General features: G+C 52.0%; 13 protein-coding genes. 9 read left to right on the top strand and 4 right to left on the bottom strand.

From position 1 onward, the window contains the following. Positions 1 to 41: 41 nt before the first annotated feature. Positions 42 to 227 carry a hypothetical protein gene (locus NYE92_RS23000; protein ID WP_259019482.1) on the top strand — a complete coding sequence of 62 codons (186 nt, stop codon included), beginning with the start codon at positions 42 to 44 and terminating at the stop codon, positions 225 to 227. A 235-nt stretch (positions 228 to 462) separates the two neighbouring features. Here the strand turns inward: NYE92_RS23000 and NYE92_RS22995 are convergent, their stop codons facing one another. Both NYE92_RS22995 and icd read right to left on the bottom strand, forming a co-directional pair. Beyond that, positions 463 to 1,542, bottom strand: coding sequence for a glycosyltransferase family 9 protein (locus NYE92_RS22995; protein ID WP_259019481.1), 1,080 nt, complete (start codon positions 1,540 to 1,542; stop codon positions 463 to 465). Positions 1,543 to 2,240: 698 nt separating this feature from the next. Continuing rightward, positions 2,241 to 3,491, bottom strand: a complete 1,251-nt coding sequence (gene icd, locus NYE92_RS22990) for an NADP-dependent isocitrate dehydrogenase (protein ID WP_013025401.1) — start codon at positions 3,489 to 3,491, stop codon at positions 2,241 to 2,243. A gap of 110 nt (positions 3,492 to 3,601) precedes the next feature. Here icd and rluE point away from each other — a divergent pair, with 110 nt between their 5' ends. From rluE to NYE92_RS22950, 8 genes are all read left to right on the top strand, one after another. Further along, positions 3,602 to 4,261, top strand: a complete 660-nt coding sequence (gene rluE, locus NYE92_RS22985; RefSeq protein WP_128392231.1) for a 23S rRNA pseudouridine(2457) synthase RluE — start codon at positions 3,602 to 3,604, stop codon at positions 4,259 to 4,261. 48 nt (positions 4,262 to 4,309) lie between these two features. After that, the gene (locus NYE92_RS22980; protein WP_019105694.1) at positions 4,310 to 4,783 is read left to right on the top strand and encodes an NUDIX domain-containing protein; all 474 of its coding nucleotides are present in this window, start codon (positions 4,310 to 4,312) and stop codon (positions 4,781 to 4,783) included. Between the two features lie 39 nt (positions 4,784 to 4,822). Further along, complete coding sequence (gene mnmA, locus NYE92_RS22975; protein ID WP_014606115.1) at positions 4,823 to 5,935, top strand: tRNA 2-thiouridine(34) synthase MnmA; 1,113 nt, start codon at positions 4,823 to 4,825, stop codon at positions 5,933 to 5,935. 34 nt (positions 5,936 to 5,969) lie between these two features. After that, positions 5,970 to 6,611, top strand: coding sequence for a high frequency lysogenization protein HflD (hflD, locus tag NYE92_RS22970; protein WP_259019480.1), 642 nt, complete (start codon positions 5,970 to 5,972; stop codon positions 6,609 to 6,611). A 42-nt stretch (positions 6,612 to 6,653) separates the two neighbouring features. Continuing rightward, a complete protein-coding gene (gene purB / locus NYE92_RS22965; RefSeq protein WP_029569867.1) occupies positions 6,654 to 8,024 on the top strand; it encodes an adenylosuccinate lyase in 1,371 nt (456 codons plus the stop codon). A gap of 107 nt (positions 8,025 to 8,131) precedes the next feature. Next, a complete protein-coding gene (gene phoP, locus NYE92_RS22960; protein WP_013025395.1) occupies positions 8,132 to 8,800 on the top strand; it encodes a two-component system response regulator PhoP in 669 nt (222 codons plus the stop codon). A gap of 2 nt (positions 8,801 to 8,802) precedes the next feature. Next, positions 8,803 to 10,269: a two-component system sensor histidine kinase PhoQ gene (gene phoQ, locus NYE92_RS22955; protein WP_033765901.1), complete on the top strand. Its 1,467-nt coding sequence runs from the start codon at positions 8,803 to 8,805 to the stop codon at positions 10,267 to 10,269. A gap of 57 nt (positions 10,270 to 10,326) precedes the next feature. After that, the gene (locus tag NYE92_RS22950) at positions 10,327 to 11,451 is read left to right on the top strand and encodes a cupin domain-containing protein (protein ID WP_013025393.1); all 1,125 of its coding nucleotides are present in this window, start codon (positions 10,327 to 10,329) and stop codon (positions 11,449 to 11,451) included. Positions 11,452 to 11,515: 64 nt separating this feature from the next. On the opposite strand, the gene pepT is transcribed toward NYE92_RS22950, so the two are convergent. Together pepT and cobB are read right to left on the bottom strand one after the other, a co-directional pair. After that, positions 11,516 to 12,745: a peptidase T gene (pepT, locus tag NYE92_RS22945; RefSeq protein ID WP_259019479.1), complete on the bottom strand. Its 1,230-nt coding sequence runs from the start codon at positions 12,743 to 12,745 to the stop codon at positions 11,516 to 11,518. A gap of 391 nt (positions 12,746 to 13,136) precedes the next feature. Next, positions 13,137 to 13,970 carry a Sir2 family NAD+-dependent deacetylase gene (gene cobB, locus NYE92_RS22940; protein WP_014593445.1) on the bottom strand — a complete coding sequence of 278 codons (834 nt, stop codon included), beginning with the start codon at positions 13,968 to 13,970 and terminating at the stop codon, positions 13,137 to 13,139. Positions 13,971 to 14,020: the final 50 nt, after the last annotated feature.

Genomic DNA, 14,020 nt, shown 5'->3' with positions numbered 1-14,020 from the left:
AATTAACGCTTTCTGCTTTCGGCATTGTGAGAAGATGCAACATGACATATCAGATAACAGAAACAGAAACAGAAACAGAAACAGAAACAGAAACAGAAACAGAAACAGAAACAGAAACAGAAACAGAAACAGAAACAGAAACAGAAACAGAAACAGAAACAGAAACAGAAACAGAAACAGAAACAGAAACAGAAACAGAAACAGAAACAGAAACAGATAAATTATAAAACACGCAGAGTTAGCAGCCAAAAAAAAATTCAAAACACTATTTTTTCTTAGGCGATATTATATCAGCATTATAAACCCATTATTTCAAGCCAAACAAAAATGAGAAGCCATAGAAAGATTATTTATAAAAATCCATTGAATTTATTTTTTATTTTCATGACGAGCTTACATTAGCTCCATTAAGTAAAAAATCGATAAAAGGAGGACGGCTTACCCCTTCCTCCTGAGATATTTTCAAGACAGATTTCGCGCTACCGCATCATATACATGAGTCCAGTTGATTCCACGCAATCCATTTTTTTCATCATCTGGATGTAAAACCTGATGGATACCTTTGTCTTGAAGGGGCGCGCCACCGTCTATCGTGCTCTGGTTAGGAAACAAGGCAACTGTCGGTGTCTTTACCGCGATAGCAAGATGTAAAGGGCCTGTATCTCCAACAATTAACGTCGTGAAACCACTTATTTTCTCAGCCAGTTGTATCAAATTTGTACTTCCTGCAACGTTGATCACCCTGTCACTTTGCGATTCCATTCCCTCAATGATGCGTTGATTTAGGGCTTTTTCTCTAGGAGCACCGATGAGTTCAATAACCAAATCGCTATACTCATTAATTAATTTACTGATTAACAGTGAGAAAGCAGATTCAGGCCAGCATCTTTCTGTACTGGATGCCCCAGCATGTATGCCAATAACTGTCTTATCATAGCGCTGAGGTTTATAGGGTGCGGGAATAAACATTGATTCAGACTTTACCATAATGCCTACTGATTCAAGCATTTCAGTTTTTTGGCGAATAAAGTGGATATTCCCTTTTTTTCTGTTATCGTAAAACGAAGACAAGCATGTTTTCAGAATAAAGTCTTTTCTGCCCTGATAATCAGTATAATAAACATCTTTAAAAATATAACGAGAACCTGCTAACGAAGCGGTAAGGATATCATAAGGCGTTCGCGAATGAAGGATGAACGTTGCCTCAACCTGATTTTTTCTTAATGATTTTATCAAAGAGAGCATACCTGAAACTTTTCCTCCCCAATATAAAACCTCATCAAAAATATTACTCCCTTCTACCAGGGGATGATTTCTCTTTAAGATGACCAGCGTAATTTTGGCATTCGGCCAGCGTTCTTTTATTGCACGAATAGAAGGCGTGTTAAATAAAAAATCACCCAAGGCCGTATTTGAAATAATAGCAATGCTTTTAAGATTATCATTTTCAGAAAAACGGGCAATTTTTCTTACGCGATAGCCGGTTACTTTCCACATGGAAAGAAATAATTTTGCAGCGAATTGTTTTGTGATTTTACTCATTTAAATTGTCCCGACTCAAGCCTTAACATCCTAAGGGTCTAACCATAAATAGCATTGCCGATGCAATTAATCTGCCAGACGCATCTTATGCACATTAACATTACGCCATCACTCAGGCCACAGTATATATTATAAATTATCCGGGACGAAGAAGCCGTTTACTCTGTTTAGATACACACTATGATGGTGAGACCATGACGCACTGTTCGGGTTCAGTCTTGTTCATTTTTAATCATTTTTCTTCGTTAAAAACAAAACCGTCAATGTCAAACCAATATCATCCTCCGGCCTGCTTCGCCAGAATACAGGGTTTGCCTGAGTCCTTTGTTCACTTTTTGCTCACCGCCACGTTACTGATGCAGCAAACTTCGGATGATATACAAAGAATATGTTGAAAACGTCAGAAATCATACCGACCTTTTTTGGCCAATTCAGAAAGCTCCGCATTTCGTGGGCAACGTTCACTTTTCGAAAAGTCTTACAAGGCTAATGGATTTAATACATAGAAATAAATCGATCACGCTTCACCTCCGTAGACGTCAAAATACCAAGATGATCGTGGAAAAGACTGGACGATTGTAGCCGCCTGAGCAGCATGTTTTACAATCAGTTTTGGGGAGGATTCGGGGAAAGGATTGGAGAAAAGAAAAGCCAGCATAAATTGAGATCTATGCTGGCTGGATCAGGCAAGGCTGGTGTTACATATTCGCGATAATCGCGTCACCAAACTCTGAACATTTCAGCAGTTTAGCGCCATCCATCAGACGTTCGAAGTCATAGGTCACGGTCTTGGCAGCGATTGCGCCTTCCATGCCTTTAACAATCAGGTCTGCGGCTTCGAACCATTCCATATGACGCAGCATCATTTCAGCTGACAGGATGACGGAACCTGGGTTCACTTTATCCTGACCCGCATACTTCGGTGCTGTACCGTGGGTTGCTTCGAACAGGGCACATTCGTCACCGATGTTTGCGCCTGGTGCGATACCAATTCCGCCAACCTGCGCCGCCAGGGCGTCGGAGATGTAGTCGCCGTTCAGGTTCATACAGGCAATAACGTCGTATTCAGCCGGACGCAGCAGGATTTGCTGCAGGAAGGCATCCGCGATCACGTCTTTCACAACGATCTCTTTGCCGGTGTTTGGATTTTTAAACTTCATCCATGGACCACCATCGATCAGCTCGCCGCCGAACTCTTCTTTCACTAACTGGTAACCCCAGTCTTTGAATGAGCCTTCGGTGAACTTCATGATGTTGCCTTTGTGAACCAGAGTCAGTGAATCACGATCGTTAGTGATGGTGTATTCCACTGCCGCACGCACCAGGCGCTTGGTCCCCTCTTCCGAACAAGGCTTAACGCCGATGCCGCAGTTCTGTGGGAAGCGAATTTTCTTCACGCCCATTTCTTCGCGCAGGAATTTGATCACTTTGTCGGCTTCTGCCGTGCCCGCTTTCCACTCGATACCGGCATAGATATCTTCTGAGTTTTCACGGAAGATCACCATATCGGTATCTTCAGGACGTTTAACCGGGCTTGGTGTGCCGGTGTAGTAACGAACCGGACGCAGACAAACGTACAGATCAAGTTCCTGACGCAGCGCAACGTTCAGAGAACGGATGCCGCCGCCGACTGGCGTGGTCAGTGGACCTTTGATCGCTACGCGGTATTCTTTGATTAAATCGAGGGTTTCTTGCGGCAGCCAGACATCCTGACCGTAGAGTTCAACCGATTTTTCGCCGGTATAAATCTCCATCCAGGAGATTTTACGCTCGCCGTTGTAGGCTTTTTTCACAGCGGCATCAACCACTTTCAGCATCACTGGTGAAACATCAACACCGATACCATCCCCTTCGATATAAGGGATAACCGGGTTGTTTGGCACAACCAGTTTGCCTTGATTCAGGGTGATTTTCTGACCTTCCGCCGGAACAACTACTTTGCTTTCCATTAACCTCTCCTTCGAGCGATTTTTTGTTAATGATTTGTAAGATGCGCGTCAATACTACTTGAATATTGACGCCACGCCAATCACCGCAATTTCGCGTTATAATGCGCTGAATGTTTCAGACTGCAAAGCTTATGCGAAAAACTAATCAGACTTCTCAACCAAATAAACGATTCAGCCGACAAACTCGCCCCGTACAACGTAAAGCGGTAGCGCCGCCTGCCGTCAGGCGCGTGCTCCTGTTCAATAAACCCTTTGATGTGTTACCGCAGTTTACGGACGAAGCCGGCCGCCGGACGCTTAAAGATTTTATTGATGTGAGCGAGGTTTATGCCGCGGGTCGTCTTGACCGCGACAGTGAAGGACTGATGGTGCTGACCAACGATGGAGCCTTGCAGGCCGCGCTCACCCAGCCCGGCAAGCGTACCGGCAAGATTTATTATGTTCAGGTTGAAGGCGCGCCAGAAGAGCGCGATCTGCAGCCCCTACGGGATGGGGTTAATCTGAAAGACGGCCTTACTCTGCCAGCCGGTATCGAAAAAGTAGCAGAACCCGAATGGTTGTGGGCACGTCAGCCGCCCATTCGTGAGCGAAAAGCGATACCCACGCAGTGGCTGAAAATCACCCTGTATGAAGGACGCAACCGCCAGGTCAGACGCATGACCGCCCATATTGGCTTCCCGACATTGCGCTTGGTGCGCTATGCGATGGGTGACTTTGAGCTGGAAAATCTGGCCCCCGGCGAATGGCGGGATATCAGCACCTTAGTCTGAATGCTGTTATCATTTCCATAACTTCAAGTTAACAATTCCGGAGGATTGATGTTTAAACCGCATGTCACCGTAGCCTGCCTGGTACAGGCACAGGGAAAACTTCTGGTTGTGGAAGAACAGGTGAACGGTGTGGCAACCTGGAACCAGCCCGCCGGTCATCTTGAAGCCGACGAAACGCTCCTCGAAGCCGCCCAACGTGAACTGGTTGAAGAGACAGGAATTGACGCCGCGGTGCAGTATTTTATTGGAATCAACCAGTGGATAGCCCCCGATAATACGCCTTTTGTGCGGTTTCTGTTTGGTCTGGATCTGGATGCGCCACTGCCTACCGCTCCGCAGGACAGCGACATTGACCGCTGCTGGTGGCTGCCGCCAGAGCAGATACTGACGGCATCTAACCTGCGTTCGCCGCTGGTGGCAGAAAGCGTACGTCGATGGCAACAGGGGGTTCGCTACCCGTTAGACCTGATTAGCCCGTTCAACTGGCCGTTTCATGCAGGTGCGCACCCGACTTCAGCGTGATAGAATGCGCCGCCTGTTTTATTGTTTTGCGAGCTTGTGATGTCTGATAACTGCCAGAAAAAAGTGATCGTCGGGATGTCCGGCGGCGTCGATTCTTCCGTTTCCGCCTGGTTACTGCAACAGCAGGGCTATCAGGTTGAAGGCCTGTTCATGAAGAACTGGGAGGAAGACGATGGCGAGGAGTATTGTACCGCCGCTGACGATCTGGCGGATGCGCAAGCCGTGTGCGACAAACTGGGTATTAAACTGCACAAAGTGAATTTTGCGGCGGAATACTGGGATAACGTCTTTGAGCACTTCCTTGAAGAGTACAAGGCCGGTCGCACACCGAATCCCGATATCCTGTGTAATAAAGAAATTAAGTTCAAAGCGTTTCTGGAGTTTGCCGCTGAAGATCTGGGCGCAGACTTTATCGCAACCGGTCACTATGTCCGTCGTCAGGACAGTGACGGCCGCAGCCATCTGCTGCGCGGGCGTGATGGAAACAAAGACCAGAGCTACTTCCTTTATACGCTCAGCCATGAACAAATTGCCCAGAGCCTGTTTCCGGTCGGCGAGCTGGAAAAACCCGAAGTCCGCCGCATCGCTGAAGAGCTTGAATTAATCACGGCTAAGAAAAAAGATTCCACCGGCATTTGTTTCATCGGTGAACGCAAGTTCCGTGAATTCCTGGCGCGCTACCTGCCCGCTCAGCCCGGTGAAATCGAAACCGTTGATGGCCAGGTTGTCGGTGAGCATCAGGGGCTGATGTACCATACGCTGGGCCAGCGCAAAGGGCTGGGCATCGGCGGTATGAAAGAAAGCAAAGACGATCCCTGGTATGTGGTAGATAAAGACGTGGCGCGTAATCGTTTGATCGTGGCGCAGGGTGGCGATCACCCGCGTCTGATGTCGGTCGGCCTCATCGCCCAGCAACTGCACTGGGTCGATCGTCAGCCGCTCCGCGCCCCGCTGCGCTGTACGGTGAAAACCCGCTATCGCCAGACCGATATCCCCTGCGAAATCATTCCGCAAGGCGATGACAAAATTGAAGTCCGGTTCGACGAACCGGTTGCCGCGGTCACCCCGGGGCAGTCTGCGGTGTTCTACCTTGGCGATGTTTGCCTGGGTGGCGGCATCATTGAAGAGCGTTTGCCTTGGGTTGCCGCATAATACCGGCGCTAATAACGCGTAAACAGGAGTGACCGTGGCAAAAAACTATCAGGAAATCACCCTCGCGCTGGCGGGCATTTGCCAGGCTGCCCATCTGGTGCAGCAGTTAGCCAATCAGGGTCACTGTCAGCCTGAAGCGCTGACGGTATCCCTGCGCAGCGTGCTGGATCTCAACCCCACCTCCACGCTGGCGGTATTCGGCAACAATGAAGCCAACCTGCGCCTTGGGCTTGAAACCCTGATGGCGGTGCTGAACAGCAGCAACCGTAAAGGCGCCAGCGCAGAGCTGACCCGTTATACGCTGAGTCTGATGGTGCTGGAGCGCAAACTGAATGCTAACAATCAGGCCATGAATACGCTGGCCCAGCGCATCAGCCAGCTCGATCGCCAACTGGCGCACTACGAACTGGAATCGGACACGATTCTGAGTGCCATGGCCGGTATTTATGTGGATGTCATCAGCCCGCTCGGGCCGCGCATTCAGGTTACCGGTTCCCCGACTGTCCTGCAGAATTCCCTGTTACAAAGTAAAGTTCGCGCCACGTTGCTGGCCGGTATTCGTGCCGCCGTACTCTGGCAGCAGGTCGGCGGAGGCCGACTGCAGCTGATGTTTTCGCGCCAGCGCCTGCTGCGCGAAGCCAAAGCCCTTTTATCCCGCCTGCCACTGGCTTACTGAGTCAGTGGGGCAAACACCGTAAATGAATCAGGAGTTGCACTGATGGAATTATCCTCTCTGACCGCCGTCTCACCTGTCGATGGTCGTTACGGCGATAAAGTCAGCCCGCTGCGCGCAATCTTCAGCGAATTTGGTTTGCTGAAGTTCCGCGTTGAGGTTGAAGTTCGCTGGTTACAAAAACTGGCTGCGACCGCAGAGATCAAGGAAGTTCCTGCATTTGATGCTGACGCAAACGCTTTCCTTGATGGGATTGTCGCCAGTTTCAATGAAACGGACGCCGCGCGCATCAAAACGATTGAGCGCACCACTAACCACGACGTGAAAGCGGTTGAGTATTTCCTGAAAGAAAAAGTGGCTGACGTGCCTTCGCTGCACGCGGTGTCTGAGTTTATTCACTTCGCCTGTACCTCTGAAGACATCAATAACCTGTCTCACGCGTTAATGCTGGAAACGGCGCGTCGCGATGTCATTCTGCCTTACTGGCAGCAGCTGATTGCCGCGGTAAAGGGACTGGCGCAGGAATACCGTGACATTCCTCTGCTGTCACGCACTCACGGTCAGCCCGCAACGCCGTCCACCATGGGTAAAGAGATGGCCAACGTGGCCTACCGCATGGAACGTCAGCTACGCCAGCTGTCGCAGATTGAAGTGCTGGGCAAAATCAACGGTGCCGTGGGCAACTATAACGCGCACATTGCCGCTTACCCGGAAGCCGACTGGCACCAGTTAAGCGAAGAATTTGTGACCTCGCTGGGCATTACCTGGAATCCCTACACCACCCAGATTGAGCCACACGACTATATTGCCGAGCTGTTCGACTGCATCGCCCGCTTTAATACCATCCTGATCGATTTCGATCGCGATATCTGGGGCTATGTGGCGCTCAACCACTTCAAACAAAAAACCATCGCGGGCGAAATCGGCTCTTCCACCATGCCGCATAAAGTAAACCCGATTGACTTCGAAAACTCAGAAGGCAATCTGGGCCTGGCAAACGCGGTGATGCAGCACCTGGCCAGCAAACTGCCGGTTTCCCGCTGGCAGCGCGATCTGACCGACTCTACCGTGCTGCGTAACCTTGGCGTGGGCGTGGGTTATGCGCTGATCGCTTATCAGGCTACCCTGAAAGGCATTTCCAAGCTGGAAGTGAACCGGGATCGTCTGCTTGACGAACTGGATCATAACTGGGAAGTGCTGGCAGAGCCGATCCAGACCGTTATGCGTCGCTACGGTATTGAAAAACCTTATGAGAAGTTGAAAGAACTGACCCGTGGCAAGCGCGTTGATGCGGCCGGTATGCAGGCCTTTATCGACAGCCTGGCGCTGCCGGAAGACGAAAAAGTTCGCTTAAAACAGATGACCCCGGCAAATTATATTGGTCGCGCGATTCAGATGGTTGATGACCTGAAATAAAATCCTGCCTGCAGACCGGTTGCCGCCGGTCTGCGTTAACCTGCTGTTTAGTTCATTTCGCTTATACTTGTTTAAATTCGTTTCGATCTGATGCTAAAGGAAATCCTATGCGTGTTCTGGTTGTGGAAGATAATGCCCTGCTGCGCCACCATCTTTCAGTACAACTGCGAGAAATGGGTCATCAGGTTGATGCTGCCGAAGATGCCAAAGAAGCCGATTATTTTCTCCAGGAACATCTGCCCGACATTGCGTTGGTCGATCTGGGATTACCGGACGAAGATGGCATGTCGTTAATTCGTCGCTGGCGTAATGACGCCGTGCGTCAGCCTATTTTGGTCCTGACCGCACGCGAAGGCTGGCAGGCGAAAGTCGAAGCCCTGGAAGCCGGTGCGGATGATTATGTGACGAAGCCTTTTCATATTGAGGAAGTCGCCGCACGCCTGCAGGCATTAATGCGCCGCAACAGCGGTCATGCGTCGCAGATTATTGCCATGGCCCCCTTTCAGGTGGATTTATCCCGTCGCGAACTCACGATTCACGACCAGCCCGTTAAGCTGACCGCATTTGAATACACGATTGTGGAAACCCTTATTCGCAACGCTGGCAAAGTGGTGAGTAAAGACTCCTTAATGCTGCAGCTTTATCCCGATGCAGAATTACGTGAAAGTCACACGATCGATGTTTTAATGGGACGTCTGCGTAAAAAGATTCTTGCGCTGCATTCTGACGAAGTCATCGCTACCGTTCGCGGCCAGGGCTACCGCTTTGATCTCTGATGATGTCCTGGTTTAAACGCTATCGCCCTATTTCGCTGCGGACGCGCTTCTTACTGGCTTCCGCCGCCATTGTATTAATTCTTTCCCTTTCTTATGGCATGGTTGCGGTCATTGGCTATGTGGTAAGTTTTGATAAAAATACCTATCGCGTGATGCGGGGAGAAAGTAATTTATTTTTCACCCTGGCACAGTGGAAAGATAATAAGCTCACCATCGCCCAGCCTGAGCGCACGATGCTCAATTTCCCAACGCTGGTATTTATTTATGATGAACACGGCAAACTGCTCTGGCAGCAGCGCGACGTGCCGGAAATTCGTGAAAAGATCCAACCTGAATGGCTGTTGAAGCCGGACTTCTATGAGATAGATACCAACAACAGCACCAGCCGGGCTGCGATGGGCGATAACCTTACCGCTCAGCAGCAGCTCCACGCCTGGGATAATGACGATGACGATCAGGACACCTTTACCCACTCGGTAGCGGTAAACCGCTATGACGCGACAACCAATCTGCCCGCGCTGACCATTGTCGTGGTCGATACGATTCCGCAGGAGCTTCAGCATTCCGATGTGGTCTGGTCATGGTTCAGCTATGTGCTGGCGGCCAACCTGATTTTAATCGTTCCCTTGCTCTGGCTGGCGGCCCACTGGAGCCTGCGTCCAATCGGGCATTTAACGCTTCAGGTGCGCGAGCTGGAAACCGGACAGCGTGAAAACCTGGATGACAATCCGCCGCAGGAGTTACGCTCGCTGGTGCGTAACCTTAATCTGCTGCTGACCAACGAACGTCAGCGGTATACCCGCTACCGCACCACGCTTGCTGACCTGACCCATAGCCTGAAAACGCCGCTGGCGGTGCTGCAAACTACCCTGCGCTCTCTGCGCGGCGGTAAAGAGCTGACGGTGGAACAGGCCGAACCGATTATGCTGGAGCAGATCAGCCGCATTTCGCAGCAGGTGGGATATTACCTGCACCGCGCCAGCATGCAGGCCGATCACAATCCGCTGCAGCGCGATCTGCATTCAGTGTCCGGTTTGCTGGACAGCTTGTGTTCAGCGCTGAATAAGGTTTATCAGCGCAAAGGCGTCGAAATCACGCTGGATATCTCACCGGAAACCACCTTCTTCGGCGATCAGAATGACTTTATGGAAGTGCTGGGTAACGTCCTGGATAACGCCTGTAAGTACTGTCTGGAATTTATTGAAGTCAGCGCCCATCAGACCGACCATGCCTTGCATCTTTATATCGATGATGACGGCCCGGGCATTCCTGAAAGCAAACGCGATATGATATTTGTGCGTGGGCAGCGCGCCGATACCTTACGTCCCGGTCAGGGGCTAGGGCTGGCGGTAGTTCGCGATATTCTCGAACAGTATGCCGGTAAGGTGATTGCCTCCAGTAGCCCGTTAGGCGGTGCGCGCATGGAAGTGGTGTTTGAGCGGCAGGAAATGGAACATCGCCGCGAGTAGTTCACGCCGCGGGCTGTTATACTTGCGGGTATTTACAGCCCTTAGCGGAATCTCTCTATGGATTATCAGCTCGATCTCAACTGGCCCGATTTTATTCAGCGTTACTGGCAAAAGCGCCCGGTGGTGCTGAAGCGTGGCTTCAAGAACTTTATCGATCCCATCTCGCCTGATGAACTGGCGGGATTAGCTATGGAAAATGAGGTCGACAGCCGTCTGGTCAGCCAGCAAAACGAAAAGTGGCAGGTCAGCCACGGTCCGTTTGAAAGCTATGACCACCTGGGTGAGAACAACTGGTCACTGCTGGTGCAGGCGGTGAACCACTGGCATGAGCCTTCCGCCGCGCTGATGCGCCCTTTCCGCTTTCTGCCTGACTGGCGCTTAGATGACCTGATGATCTCCTTTTCCGTACCCGGCGGAGGCGTTGGCCCGCACTTTGACCAGTATGATGTGTTTATCATTCAGGGCACCGGCCGTCGTCGCTGGCGCGTCGGAGAAAAAGTACCGCTGAAACAGCATTGTCCTCATCCTGACCTGCTTCAGGTCGAACCTTTCGATGCCATCATTGATGAAGAGATGGAGCCGGGCGATATTCTGTATATTCCACCCGGATTTCCGCACGAAGGATACTCGCTGGAAAATGCCCTGAACTACTCTGTGGGCTTCCGCGCGCCCAGCGGGCGTGAGCTGATTAGCGGCTTTGCCGATTACGCGCTGGCGAATGAGCTGGGTAGCCTGCGTTACAGCGATCCGGACGTGCCCGCGCGTGACTGCCCGTCGCTGATCCTGCCGCAGGAGGTCGAAGGCTTGCGCAAGGTGATGCTGGATGTGGTGAATCAGCCAGCGCATTTTGAACAGTGGCTGGGTGAGTTTATTTCGCAGTCCCGACATGAGCTCGACGTCGCGCCGCCGGAGCCGCCTTATCAGCCCGATGAAATCTACGATGCGCTGCAGCAGGGCGATGTGCTGTCGCGCCTTGGCGGCTTACGCGTCCTGACGCTGGGCAATGCCGTCTATATCAACGGCGAACGCGTTGAATGCGCGCACCCGGCGGTCATGGCTGTGCTGGCGCACAATCACGAAATCGCGCTTGAGGATTTGGGTGATGCGCTGGACGATCCCGCGGTACTGGCGCAGATTGCCGGGCTGGTCAACGCCGGTTACTGGTACTTTAGCGCGGAATAACGCCTTGCCGTTGCCACGGTTTTAACGGCCGCGTTGCCCTGTCGGGCAACGCGGCCTTTTATATTCAGGCTTTTCTCTGCCCCGCCAGCGCCGCCAGACGGACGATAACCTCAACCGATTGCGCCATAATATTCAGCGACGCAAATTCATGTTTGCCGTGATAGTTATAGCCACCGGTAAACAGGTTAGGACAAGGGAGCCCTTTCCATGACAGCGACGAACCGTCCGTGCCGCCACGAATTGGTTTCACCACCGGCTTGATGCCGCAGTCGCGCATCGCCTGCAGCGCCAGGTCGATAATATGCGGGAAAGGTTCGACTTTCTCACGCATGTTGCGATAGCTGTTGCTGATCTCCACGGTAACAGAGCAGTCCGGATGCAATCCCTTGTTGATCTCCGCCGCCACCTTCAGCAGCGTATTTTTCCGCTGTTCAAAGGCTGCCGTATCGAAATCACGGATGATGTAGTGCATCTCCGCATTTTCAACCGTGCCCTTCATCTGGTGAAGATGGAAGAAGCCTTCATAGCCGTCAGTGCACTCCGGTTTCTCTCCGGCAGGCAGCGCGGCGTTAAAGCGGGTGGCCAGTTCCAGCGCATTCACCATCACGTTTTTCGCGGAGCCGGGGTGAACGTTGTTACCCACCACCTTCACCAGCGCCGAAGCCGCATTGAAGTTTTCGTATTCGAATTCGCCCACATCGCTACCGTCAACGGTATAAGCCCAGTCGGCCGCAAAACCTTCAACATCGAAATGCGATGTGCCGCGGCCAATCTCTTCATCCGGGGTGAAGGCAACGCGAATCGCGCCGTGCGGAATATCGCCCTCTGCCAGCCGCGCCATCGCCGTCATGATTTCTGCTATACCGGCTTTGTCATCGGCACCCAGCAGGGTTTTTCCGTCGGTGGTGATCAGCGTATGCCCCGTCAGCTTATGGAGCACCGGAAACATCACCGGTGACAGCACTTCATCCCCATTTCCCAGCGCAATATCTCCGCCCCGGTAGTTTTCGATGATCTGCGGATTGACATTTTTCGCAGTAAAATCCGGCGAGGTATCCATATGAGAAATAAAGCCAATAACCGGCGTTGGCCAGTCAACATTTGCCGGTAACGTGCCCATCACACAGCAGTGATCGCTGAGGCTGACATCAACAAAGCCCAACGCCAGCAGCTCTTCCTGCAGCTGGCGGGCCAGAATCCACTGCCCTTCACTGCTTGGCACCTGACGTGCCTGAGGTTTTGCCTGAGTTTCCACTGCCACATAACGCAAAAAGCGTTCGAGTAATTGCTTCATATGCCATCCTTAAAATTTGCCGCCCGTTATTATTAACAGACGAGCAAGCGGTCGCGTTGCGTCAAATCATTATCCTTCAGGTTAGTCCCTGTGCGGCAAATTAAGAATGGCGAATTGCATTAAAAAGCATGCAACTGCTGTTTTTTGCGGCGATTTTCGCACGCTTTTCACGGCCGTCGCCCGCAGCGTTAAAGCTGGGCCTGTTTTTGACCGCTGTGCGGGTCTGCGTGGGGCCGCTGGCAGCCTGCGGACAGGTGACACGCAATGGTTACCGGGCGGAAAAAATGGGTACGGCGATCGCGCTGAAACGAAGGAGGACAGAAGGACGCTGGAAACGTGTCTGGATGAACAGCGGGCGAGTAGCCCGCGATTCATCCGGTGGCACAAGGCGTTATTTGTGTAGCGCGTGCAGCAGCTTATGCACAAAAGCAGGCACCACCTCGCTGGCCAGTCCATAGTGGCTTTCGGCAAACTCGTTACCGACCTGGCTCGGTTCAAGGTTCAGCTCTACCGTATGCGCCCCCTGCAGTTTTGCCTCATGGACGAATCCGGCGGCCGGATAAACATGGCCCGAGGTGCCAATGGCGATAAACAGATTCGCCTGCTCCAGCGCCTGGTAGATCTCTTCCATGCCGAGCGGCATTTCGCCGAACCAGACGACGTGCGGACGCAGCACCGAGGGGAACTGACAGCAGGTACAGCGATCTTCTGCCGTGACATCTTCATGCCAGTCGATAACCTGGCCGCTGTTGGCGCAGCGCACTTTTAACAGCTCGCCGTGCATGTGCAGCACGCGGCTGTTGCCCGCGCGTTCATGCAAATTATCGATATTCTGCGTGACCAACAGAAAGTTATCGCCCAATACCTGTTCCAGCTCCGCCAGGGCAAGATGTGCCGCGTTGGGCTGGATCTCCGGCTGCTGTAGCTGCTGGCGACGGGCGTTATAAAAACGCTGAACCAGCGCCGGGTCACGTCTGAAACCTTCTGGCGTCGCGACATCTTCTACCCGGTGCTCTTCCCATAATCCGTCAGCGGCACGAAAGGTGTTAATTCCCGATTCTGCGGATATCCCCGCACCCGTTAAGACAACGATTCTCGGCAACGGGTGCGCCGCCAGTTCGGCCTGACGATCGCGTTCGAAAATACGCTGGCGAAAGCGCTGATGCACTTTTCTGCGCGTTTTCTTCAGGCGGGCAAGTCGTAAACGGCGACGAGGTGTACGCATAAAGTCTCCTGGTGCGGTAGCGAAAGGCAGCTACCGCGGTTCAATATAAA

Source organism: Pantoea sp. B566 (genome assembly GCF_024793925.1).
Lineage (GTDB): Bacteria > Pseudomonadota > Gammaproteobacteria > Enterobacterales > Enterobacteriaceae > Pantoea > Pantoea ananatis.
The sequence above is the reverse complement of the archived record's forward strand: the minus strand, read 5'-3'. Positions and strand labels throughout refer to the sequence as shown.

Excerpts from the sequence above, each read along its gene's own strand:
- NYE92_RS23000 (WP_259019482.1), top strand. The coding sequence starts at position 42 with ATGACATATCAGATAACAGAAACAGAAACAGAAACAGAAACAGAAACA.
- NYE92_RS22995 (WP_259019481.1), bottom strand. The coding sequence starts at position 1,542 with ATGAGTAAAATCACAAAACAATTCGCTGCAAAATTATTTCTTTCCATG.
- icd (WP_013025401.1), bottom strand. The coding sequence starts at position 3,491 with ATGGAAAGCAAAGTAGTTGTTCCGGCGGAAGGTCAGAAAATCACCCTG.
- rluE (WP_128392231.1), top strand. The coding sequence starts at position 3,602 with ATGTTTCAGACTGCAAAGCTTATGCGAAAAACTAATCAGACTTCTCAA.
- NYE92_RS22980 (WP_019105694.1), top strand. The coding sequence starts at position 4,310 with ATGTTTAAACCGCATGTCACCGTAGCCTGCCTGGTACAGGCACAGGGA.
- mnmA (WP_014606115.1), top strand. The coding sequence starts at position 4,823 with ATGTCTGATAACTGCCAGAAAAAAGTGATCGTCGGGATGTCCGGCGGC.
- purB (WP_029569867.1), top strand. The coding sequence starts at position 6,654 with ATGGAATTATCCTCTCTGACCGCCGTCTCACCTGTCGATGGTCGTTAC.
- phoP (WP_013025395.1), top strand. The coding sequence starts at position 8,132 with ATGCGTGTTCTGGTTGTGGAAGATAATGCCCTGCTGCGCCACCATCTT.
- phoQ (WP_033765901.1), top strand. The coding sequence starts at position 8,803 with ATGTCCTGGTTTAAACGCTATCGCCCTATTTCGCTGCGGACGCGCTTC.
- NYE92_RS22950 (WP_013025393.1), top strand. The coding sequence starts at position 10,327 with ATGGATTATCAGCTCGATCTCAACTGGCCCGATTTTATTCAGCGTTAC.
- pepT (WP_259019479.1), bottom strand. The coding sequence starts at position 12,745 with ATGAAGCAATTACTCGAACGCTTTTTGCGTTATGTGGCAGTGGAAACT.
- cobB (WP_014593445.1), bottom strand. The coding sequence starts at position 13,970 with ATGCGTACACCTCGTCGCCGTTTACGACTTGCCCGCCTGAAGAAAACG.